This is a genomic window from Nocardia sp. NPDC060220, from assembly GCF_042727815.1.
Lineage (GTDB): Bacteria > Actinomycetota > Actinomycetes > Mycobacteriales > Mycobacteriaceae > Nocardia.
This window is the reverse complement of the sequence record NZ_JBHWZY010000251.1, coordinates 1-8,266: the sequence shown is the minus strand read 5'-3', so window position 1 is coordinate 8,266 and position 8,266 is coordinate 1. Positions and strand designations below refer to the sequence as shown.

Sequence of the window (8,266 nt, the reverse complement as noted above, 5' to 3'; positions counted from 1 at the left end):
AGTTCGTACACCTGCCATGCCGATAGACCCTAGCCGCAACCTTGCACAGCGAAGGTTACGCATCGCTGCGGCTCACGGTGTCGATCCACGGCGACAGCCGGTCGAGGCCCGGAAGCGGGTTCGCCGCAGCGTGATCGAAACTACGCGAGGCCCTCCAGCACGGCCGGGTTCGTCTCGTCACGCCATTCGATGGCGCGCCGGACTTCGGTGAGGTCGTAGCCGGGGCCGGAAACACCCACGGTGAACAGGGTGACGCCCGCATCGTGCAGCGCCTTCGCCTCGTCGCGACCCTGCCACTGCACCGAACGCTCGATCCGCGACTCGTCGGTACCGACGACGGCCGCGTGTTCGGCCAGCACCTTGTTCTTGTGGCCGAGAGTCGCCACGTCGGCGAAGGAGTGCCAGATGTCGGCGTACTCGGCGACCAGGCGCAGCGTCTTGCGCTCACCACCGCCGCCGATCAGGATCGGGATGTCGCGGACCGGCGGCGGGTTCAGCTTCCCGAGCCTGGCGGTGATGCGCGCCATGCTCTCCTTCAACAGGGTCAGCCTGCTGCCCGGCGTACCGAACTCGTAGCCGTACTCGTCGTAGTCACGCTCGAACCAGCCCGCGCCGATGCCGAGGATCAGCCTGCCGCCGCTGATGTTGTCCACCGTGCGCGCCATATCCGCGAGCAGGTCGGGATTGCGGTAGCCGCCGCCGGTGACCAGCGCGCCGAGCTCGACCCGCTCGGTCTGCTCCGCCCACGCGCCGAGCATCGTCCAGCATTCGAAATGCGCGCCCGCCGGGTCGCCGGTGAGCGGGAAGAAGTGATCCCAGTTAAAGATAATGTCGACTCCGGCGTCCTCGGCCCGCAACACCGCGTCGCGGATCAGACCGTAATCGGGCGCGTGCTGCGGTTGAAGCTGGACTCCGATACGGACCGGACGACTCATCTCGCTGGCTCCTCGATAGCTCGGGTTGGCACCGCGACCGAGGCTACCCGGCACCGTTGTGGGCCGCTACGATCCCAGCGACCCACTACTCGGATCGTCCGGCACGTTCCTGCCGGGATGGGATGTTGATCTACGCATGGCTACCGTCACTTTCGACCGCGCTACCCGGCTCTACGCCGGTGCCACCAAACCCGCGGTCGACGCACTCGACCTGGAGATCGCCGACGGCGAATTCCTCGTACTCGTCGGACCCTCCGGGTGTGGCAAATCGACCTCGCTGCGCATGCTGGCCGGCCTCGAAGAGGTCAACGCCGGGTGCATCCGGATCGGCGACAAGGACGTGACCAACGCCGAACCCAAGGATCGCGATATCGCGATGGTGTTCCAGAACTACGCGCTCTACCCGCACATGTCGGTCGCGGAGAACATGGGCTTCGCGCTGAAGCTGGCCAAGGTGTCCAAGGCCGAGCGCGACGAGCGGGTGCTCGAGGCAGCCAAGCTCCTCGACCTCGAGCAGTACCTCGACCGTAAGCCGAAGGCGCTCTCGGGCGGACAGCGGCAGCGCGTGGCGATGGGGCGCGCGATCGTGCGTCAGCCGCGGGTGTTCCTGATGGACGAGCCGCTGTCGAACCTCGACGCGAAGCTGCGCGTGCAGACCCGCACCCAGATCGCCCAGTTGCAGCGCCGGCTCGGCACCACCACCGTCTACGTCACGCACGACCAGGTCGAGGCGATGACGATGGGCGACCGGGTGGCGGTCCTCAAGGACGGCCTGCTCCAGCAGTGCGCCTCGCCGCGCGACCTCTACCGCGATCCGGCGAACATGTTCGTCGCCGGGTTCATGGGTTCGCCCGCGATGAACCTGTTCACCCTCCCCGTCACCGACGGGGCCGTCACCATCGGTGGCTACCCGGTACGGGTGCCGCGCGCGGTGGCCGACGCGGGAGAGGGCTCCGTGGTCCTCGGCATCCGCCCCGAACATCTCGAGGTCGGCGACGGCGGCCTCGAATTGGAGGTCGACGTCGTGGAGGAGCTGGGCTCCGACGCCTACGTCTACGGTCGCGCCCTCTCGGCGGGCGCCGGCGGCCAGACCGGGGAAACGATTGTGGCGCGCGTGGATTGGCGCAACCCGCCGTCCAAGGGCGATCGCCTCTGCCTGACCACCGACCCCGAACACGTGTACTTCTTCAGCGTGGACGGCAAGCGCCTGCGCTGATTCGGATGCGCGGGCGGCTCGTGACTCGAGTCGCCCGCGCACGATTGCGCTGTGCGCGTAGACGCTCGGCTCGATTCCGGTGCGGCCCTATGCTGATGCTCGGACCCGGTGATCGCCGGGCGGGTTTGCCGACATGGGGTAGTGACATGCGCATAGCAGTACTCGGCACCGGCCAGGTCGGTCGCCGGCTGGCGAGCAAGCTGGTCGAGGTCGGGCACACGGTGACGATGGGGTCGCGGACCGCCGACAATGCCGACGCCACCGCGTGGGCAGCCGAAACCGGCGGGGCGCACGGCACTTTCGCCGACGCGGCGGCAGCGGCCGAACTGATCGTGAATGCGACATCGGGCACGGTATCGGTGGCGGCGCTCACCGCGGCCGGGTCGGACAATCTCGCGGGCAAGATCATCGTCGACGTCTCCAACGCACTCGACTTCTCGCAGGGCTTTCCGCCGAAACTCGTTGTCCCCGAGGCGGGCAGCGTCGCCGAGGAAATCCAGCGGGCCTTTCCGGCCACCCGCGTGGTGAAGACGCTCAACACCACCAACAACCAGGTGATGGTCGACCCGGCCCGAATTCCCGGACAGCACACCATCTTCCTCAGCGGTGACGACGCCGATGCCAAGTCGCAGGTGGCGCGGCTGCTGAACTCCTTCGGCTGGGCCGACGAACAGCTGATCGACCTCGGCGCGCTCAACACGGCCCGCAGCACCGAGCCGGTCGTCCTGCTGTGGGTCAGCCTGTTCCAGGCCCTCGGCACGGAGGACGTGACGATCGGCGTGTTCAGCGCCTAGCTGTCCGGGTTCTTCCTTCGGCGTTCGGCGCGGTCGCGGAGGTAGTCCTCGTTGACTCGGACCGCCAGGCGTTCCAGGGGGATCTCGGTGCCGTCGGAGGTGCGCAGGTCGACGCGGACCGGTTCGCCGGTTTCCGCGTCTACCCGCAGCAGGGGTGGCGGGCCCGGCTGGAGGTAGGCGTCGCCCCATTGCCAGAGGGCCACGACCGCGGGGAGCAGGTCCCGGCCCATCTGGGTGAGGGCGTATTCGTGCCGGGTGCGCTTGCCTTCCTCCTGGTAGGGGCGTTTTTCCAGGAGGCCGGCGGCGGTGAGTTTGCGGAGTTGGGCCGCAGCGGCGGCGTCGGTGATGCCCACTCGGTGGGCGAAGCCGTCGAAGCGGCGGGTGCCGTAGTAGGCCTCGCGCAGGATGAGCATCGCGGAGCGGGTGCCGATGAGGTCCATGGCTCTGGCGATCGAACAGCCCGCCGTTTCCCATTTGCTGAGATCGGCCAGGGGTCCTTCCATCACGGCTGCCATGAGAGACATCATAGCCAATCTGACTTGAGTCGATGATAGTTAGGACCTAAGCTGGCTATTGTCAGATAGAGCCAGCTTTGGCGAAAGAGGACTTCCATGCGAGACGCGGTCATCGTCGAAGCGGTACGCACCCCGATCGGGCGGGGCAAGCCGAACGGCGCACTTCACGACGTTCATCCGGTCGATCTGCTGGCCCACAGCCTGCGGGCGGTGGTCGAGCGCAGCGGGATCGATCCGGCGCTCATCGACGATGTGATCGGCGGCATCGTCACCCAGGTCGGGGAGCAGGGATCGAATATGACCCGGCGGGCCGCGCTGGCCGCCGGATATCCGGAATCCGTGCCCGCCACGACAGTGGACCGGCAGTGCGGCAGCAGTCAGCAGGCGATTCACTTTGCCGCACAGGGGGTTATCGCGGGCGCGTACGAGATCGTGGTCGCCGCCGGCGTGGAATCGATGGGGCGAGTTCCCATGGGCGCCAACCTGGTCGGCGCCACCGACCTGTCGGGCATCGCCTTCTCGCAGCGCTATCCCGAGGACCTCGTCCCACAGGGAATCAGCGCCGAACTCATCGCCGCGAAATGGGGTCTGACGCGAACCCAGCTCGACGAATTCGCCCTCGGCAGCCATGAAAAGGCCGCTCGGGCAACCAAAGACGGACTCTTCACCGCGGAACTCGCACCGATCAACGGGCTGACCACGGATGAGGGAATCCGGGTCGGCAGCACCATCGACACCCTCGCGAAACTGAAGCCCGCCTACTACGACCCCGCGATGGCGGCGCGGTTCCCGCAGATCGGCTGGGAGATCACCGCCGCCTCCGCCAGCCAGGTCAGCGACGGGAGTTCCGCCGTTCTGATCATGTCCGGCGAACGCGCCGAGCAGCTCGGCCTGCGGCCGCTGGCTCGCCTGCACAGCTTCTCGGTCGCGGGCGACGACCCGTTGCTGATGCTCACCGCGGTCATTCCGGCCACCGAGAAGGTGCTGCGCCGGGCTGGTCTGGACATCGGCGACATCGACCTGTTCGAGATCAACGAGGCATTCTCGCCGGTTGTGCTGGCGTGGGCGAAAGAGACCGGGGTGGACATGAGCCGGGTCAACGTGCACGGTGGGGCGATCGCGCTCGGGCATCCGCTGGGCGCTTCCGGGGCGCGGTTGATGACCACGCTGGTCCACGCGATGCAGCAGCGTGGAGCGCGCTATGGGTTGCAGACCATGTGCGAAGCGGGTGGCCTGGCCAACGCCACCATCATCGAACGCCTGTGACACCGGACGGCGGCGCTCACCGTGAGCGCCGCCGTTCGTCTCGACCCGCGTAGCGAGATCTACGATCGGTCGGGTGAGCACCGAACTGTTTGTTTATGCGATTCCGTTGCGGACACGGTTTCGGGGGATCACTGTGCGCGAGGGGATGTTGATCCGCGGCGAATTGGGGTGGGGCGAGTTCTGCCCGTTTCCCGAATACGACGATCGCGAAGCGGCCGGGTGGTTGGCGACCGCCGTCGAACAGGTGACAGTGGGGTGGCCGGCCCCGGTGCGTGATCGGATTCCGGTGAATTGCACTGTGCCCGCGGTGGATCCCACCCGAGCCCGCCGAATTGTTCGGGAATCCGGTTGCGCGACCGCGAAAGTGAAAGTGGCGGATCACCCCGACTCACTGGGCGAGGATGTGGCTCGGGTGGCCGCGGTGCGCGAAGCGATCGGGGAATCCGGGGCCGTTCGGATCGACGCGAACGCGGTGTGGGACGTGGAAACCGCCGTCCGGCATATCGGAGAGATCGACAAAGCCGCCGGGGGTTTGGAATACGTAGAACAGCCGTGCCGGACCGTGACGGAATTGGCCGAGGTGCGTCGGCGGGTTTCGGTGCCGATCGCGGCCGACGAGTCGATTCGCCGGGCCGAGGACCCGATGCGGGTGGCGGTGGCCGGCGCCGCTGACGTGGCGGTACTCAAGTGCACGCCGCTGGGTGGAGTCCGGCGGGCATTGGCGGTCGCCGGGGCGGCCGGGCTGCCGACCGTCGTCTCGTCGGCGCTCGAGACCAGCGTCGGCCTGTCGGCGCAGCTGGCGTTGGCGGGCGCGCTGCCCGAGCTCGAATTCGCCTGTGGATTGGGCACTCTCGCACTGTTCGAGGGCGATCTCGTCACTGCGTCGTTGCTGCCGGTCGACGGATGGTTGCCGGTCCCGGCCTCGCCACCGGAGCCCGACCCCACATTGCTGGACAAATACCGTCACCCCGATCCCGACCGTGCCGACTGGTGGCTGCGACGCTACGAGCGAGTCAGCGCCTTGCTCGAGGACCGCTGAGCGAGCAAATCCCTAGCCGAACCGAACACCGCATCCGGCGAAAGTGGCCCGGATCAGCAATGCGGCTTCCGGGCCGATCACACCGTCCACCAATTCGATATAGCGGCTACAGAATTCGGGTCCGTGTGGTGCCTGCGCCGAATCGGGCGCCAGGTGGTGGGCGAGTTCATGCAGGACCACCAGTTCGCGAAGCGCCCATGCGGTGGAGCCGGTGTGCAGCGGGACGGCGAGGACGGCGGTCTCCGGCTCGTAGTGAGCGGCCGCGGCACCACCCCGGGCCCGGACCCTGATCGATACTGTGGCTCGCTCCCAGTGTGCGCGAACCCAATTCAGCGCCAGCACCTTGTCTGCGTAGCTCTGTACCGACTCCACCGAGGCGAAGCGTCGCTCCACCGGCAACGTCAGTTGCGAGCCGTAGACCTCGACCGTCCGGTGGCCGAACTCGTCGGCACGATCGAATACCCCACGCACCAACTGCTCACCGTCATAGACCTTGGCACGCTGGCTGTCGCGCTGCGGCCGTGGCGAACTACCCGGCACCACAGCCCTGCCCGCCGCTCCCCACCGGGAACGCACCGCCGAGCGGGCCGCCGACGGTCCGGCGGAATGCCGATAGCTCGGTCGATCTCATCGGCCCGACAGCTTTCCGCGTGCGGCAGGCAGTTCCGGTGAGGTGCCGAGGCGGGCGGTACGGCCCGCTCGGTCGCCCGCGCGACGAGCCGCGGCGGAGTGCCCGGTGGAGGTCTGCGGCCCACGCCAGGTTCCGCGCGCCTCGGAGGTGGCCGTGTAGAAGTCCGTGAGGGCTACTTCTTTGTCCCGCAATGCCAGGGCGGTCCCCGTCGATTCGACCACCGACTCCTCGGCGACGACTTCGGCTTTCACCTCGGCCAACCGCGCACCGATGCGGGCGGCGAAGGCCATCTGGAAGTTGAGCCGCGCGGTGACTCCCGCGACCGGCGCCTCCACCTTGCGGCGGACAGAACGGCCGAGACGCTTCTCGGTGACGACCTTGACCACTGTCGCCTCGCGGTAGGCGCCGGATTTGATGTAGTGGTCCGACGCGCGGACCATCTGGATGAGCAGACTCGCGTAGAGCGCTTCGCAGGTGTCGATGTCGGCGGCGAAGCCGTAGGCGTAGACCTGGGCGGAAGTACGGGCGACATCGCAGCGAACGTCGTTGGCCGTAGCGATCGCCACGAACAGCTGGACGTAGGTGCGCAGACCTTTTCGGCCCGGTTCGCCGATCGGGATGATCCGCTGCACCGGCGCCGACCTGCGCTCGCGCGAGGCCACATGTGAGCGCGCCACCGCGAGATCGATCGAGGATTTCGTCGCCAGTCTCTGGGCCGCGGCGAGGAATGCCTCGGCCTCGTGCGCGTTGTCGGTGGACTCGGCCTTGCGCAGCAAACCGCCGATGCGGGTGAGCATCCGATCGGGCGTAGCGGCCGGCGAGGGACTTGTCACAAGCAATGACCCTAAGCCACCACACTGACAGAAAAACTGTGCAAGTCTGTGCCCGTTCTCGGCAGCCTCGATCCGGACCGACCGAAGGGTGCGACGACGGAGTGCCCGTAGGAAGGGAAGATCGAGGCCTCCCAGGCCGAGAACACGCGGCGCCCGCGCCGCCGAGAATCCTGTATGTTGCCTGTTGCACCGCACGGTGTGCTGCTGCTCACGTCTTGACCCTGGAGTGTCTGCGATGGCCTTGAAGTTTGTCCCCAGAGCGACGATGGCTGCTGCCTCGATCGCGTTGCTCACCGCGACGTTCGCCAGCGGTTGTTCCAGTGACGACGGGGGCAACGCACTCGACCAGAACCTGACGGGCCGCGGCCCGATCACCTACGTCGAGGGCAAGGACACCACCGAAACCGGTGTGGTCAAGCAGCTCATCGACCGCTGGAACGCCGCGCACCCGAACGAGCAGGTGACGTTCAAGGAGCAGTCGGCCGACGGCACCCAGCAGCACGACGACCTAGCCGAGCACTTCCGCGCCAAGCAGGACGGCTACGACGTGGTCGCCCTCGACGTGCCGAACACCGCCGAATTCGCGGCCAAGGGCTGGATCCAGCCGCTCGAGGACAGCTTCGCGATCGATACCGCGCCGCTGCTCGCGCCGACCGTGGCCAGCGCCACCTACAACGGCAAGCTGTACGCGGCGCCGAAGAACACCAACGGCGGTCTGCTGTACTACCGCAAGGACCTGGTGCCCAACCCGCCCAAGACCTGGACCGAGATGCTCGGCCAGTGCCAGGTGGCCCGCGACAACAACATCGGCTGCTACGCCGGTCAGCTCGCCCCCTACGAGGGCCTGACCGTGAACACCTCCGAGGTCATCAACGCCTTCGGCGGCAGCTTCGTCGGCGCCGACGGCAAGACCCCCACCGTGAACAGCCCGGAGTCGAAGGCGGGCCTGAAGGTCCTCGTCGACGCCTACAAGAACGGTGACATCCCCAAGGAAGCCATCACCTTCAAGGAAGGCGAGAGCGCCAGCGCGTTCGAGT

General features: G+C 67.5%; 9 protein-coding genes. 5 read left to right on the top strand and 4 right to left on the bottom strand.

Going from position 1 to position 8,266, the window contains the following annotated elements; all coding sequences use genetic code 11:
- Positions 1-140: 140 nt before the first annotated feature.
- Complete coding sequence (locus ACFWF3_RS15320) at positions 141-935, bottom strand: LLM class F420-dependent oxidoreductase (protein WP_379314160.1); 795 nt, start codon at positions 933-935, stop codon at positions 141-143.
- A 136-nt stretch (positions 936-1,071) separates the two neighbouring features.
- Here ACFWF3_RS15320 and ACFWF3_RS15315 point away from each other — a divergent pair, with 136 nt between their 5' ends.
- Both ACFWF3_RS15315 and ACFWF3_RS15310 read left to right on the top strand, forming a co-directional pair.
- A complete protein-coding gene (locus ACFWF3_RS15315) occupies positions 1,072-2,151 on the top strand; it encodes an ABC transporter ATP-binding protein (RefSeq protein WP_379314159.1) in 1,080 nt (359 codons plus the stop codon).
- Between the two features lie 146 nt (positions 2,152-2,297).
- Positions 2,298-2,945 (top strand): NADPH-dependent F420 reductase, encoded by a 648-nt coding sequence (locus tag ACFWF3_RS15310; protein WP_379314158.1) that lies wholly within the window; start codon positions 2,298-2,300, stop codon positions 2,943-2,945.
- Here ACFWF3_RS15310 and ACFWF3_RS15305 read toward each other — a convergent pair.
- Positions 2,942-3,472, bottom strand: a complete 531-nt coding sequence (locus tag ACFWF3_RS15305; protein ID WP_378989252.1) for a winged helix-turn-helix transcriptional regulator — start codon at positions 3,470-3,472, stop codon at positions 2,942-2,944. The two genes, ACFWF3_RS15310 and ACFWF3_RS15305, sit on opposite strands and share 4 nt — an antisense overlap.
- Positions 3,473-3,556: 84 nt before the next feature.
- Between ACFWF3_RS15305 and ACFWF3_RS15300 the strand changes: the two genes are divergently transcribed.
- Together ACFWF3_RS15300 and ACFWF3_RS15295 are read left to right on the top strand one after the other, a co-directional pair.
- Positions 3,557-4,726: a thiolase family protein gene (locus ACFWF3_RS15300; RefSeq protein ID WP_379314157.1), complete on the top strand. Its 1,170-nt coding sequence runs from the start codon at positions 3,557-3,559 to the stop codon at positions 4,724-4,726.
- A 73-nt stretch (positions 4,727-4,799) separates the two neighbouring features.
- Positions 4,800-5,765, top strand: a complete 966-nt coding sequence (locus tag ACFWF3_RS15295) for an o-succinylbenzoate synthase (protein ID WP_379314156.1) — start codon at positions 4,800-4,802, stop codon at positions 5,763-5,765.
- 12 nt (positions 5,766-5,777) lie between these two features.
- Here the strand turns inward: ACFWF3_RS15295 and ACFWF3_RS15290 are convergent, their stop codons facing one another.
- Entirely contained in the window at positions 5,778-6,305 is a 528-nt protein-coding gene (locus ACFWF3_RS15290) for a TIGR04338 family metallohydrolase (protein ID WP_379314155.1), read from the bottom strand.
- An 87-nt stretch (positions 6,306-6,392) separates the two neighbouring features.
- Entirely contained in the window at positions 6,393-7,193 is an 801-nt protein-coding gene (locus ACFWF3_RS15285; RefSeq protein ID WP_379314161.1) for a DUF2786 domain-containing protein, read from the bottom strand.
- Between the two features lie 271 nt (positions 7,194-7,464).
- Between ACFWF3_RS15285 and ACFWF3_RS15280 the strand changes: the two genes are divergently transcribed.
- A partial coding sequence (locus tag ACFWF3_RS15280) for an extracellular solute-binding protein (RefSeq protein WP_379314154.1) occupies positions 7,465-8,266 on the top strand: 802 nt, incomplete at its 3' end.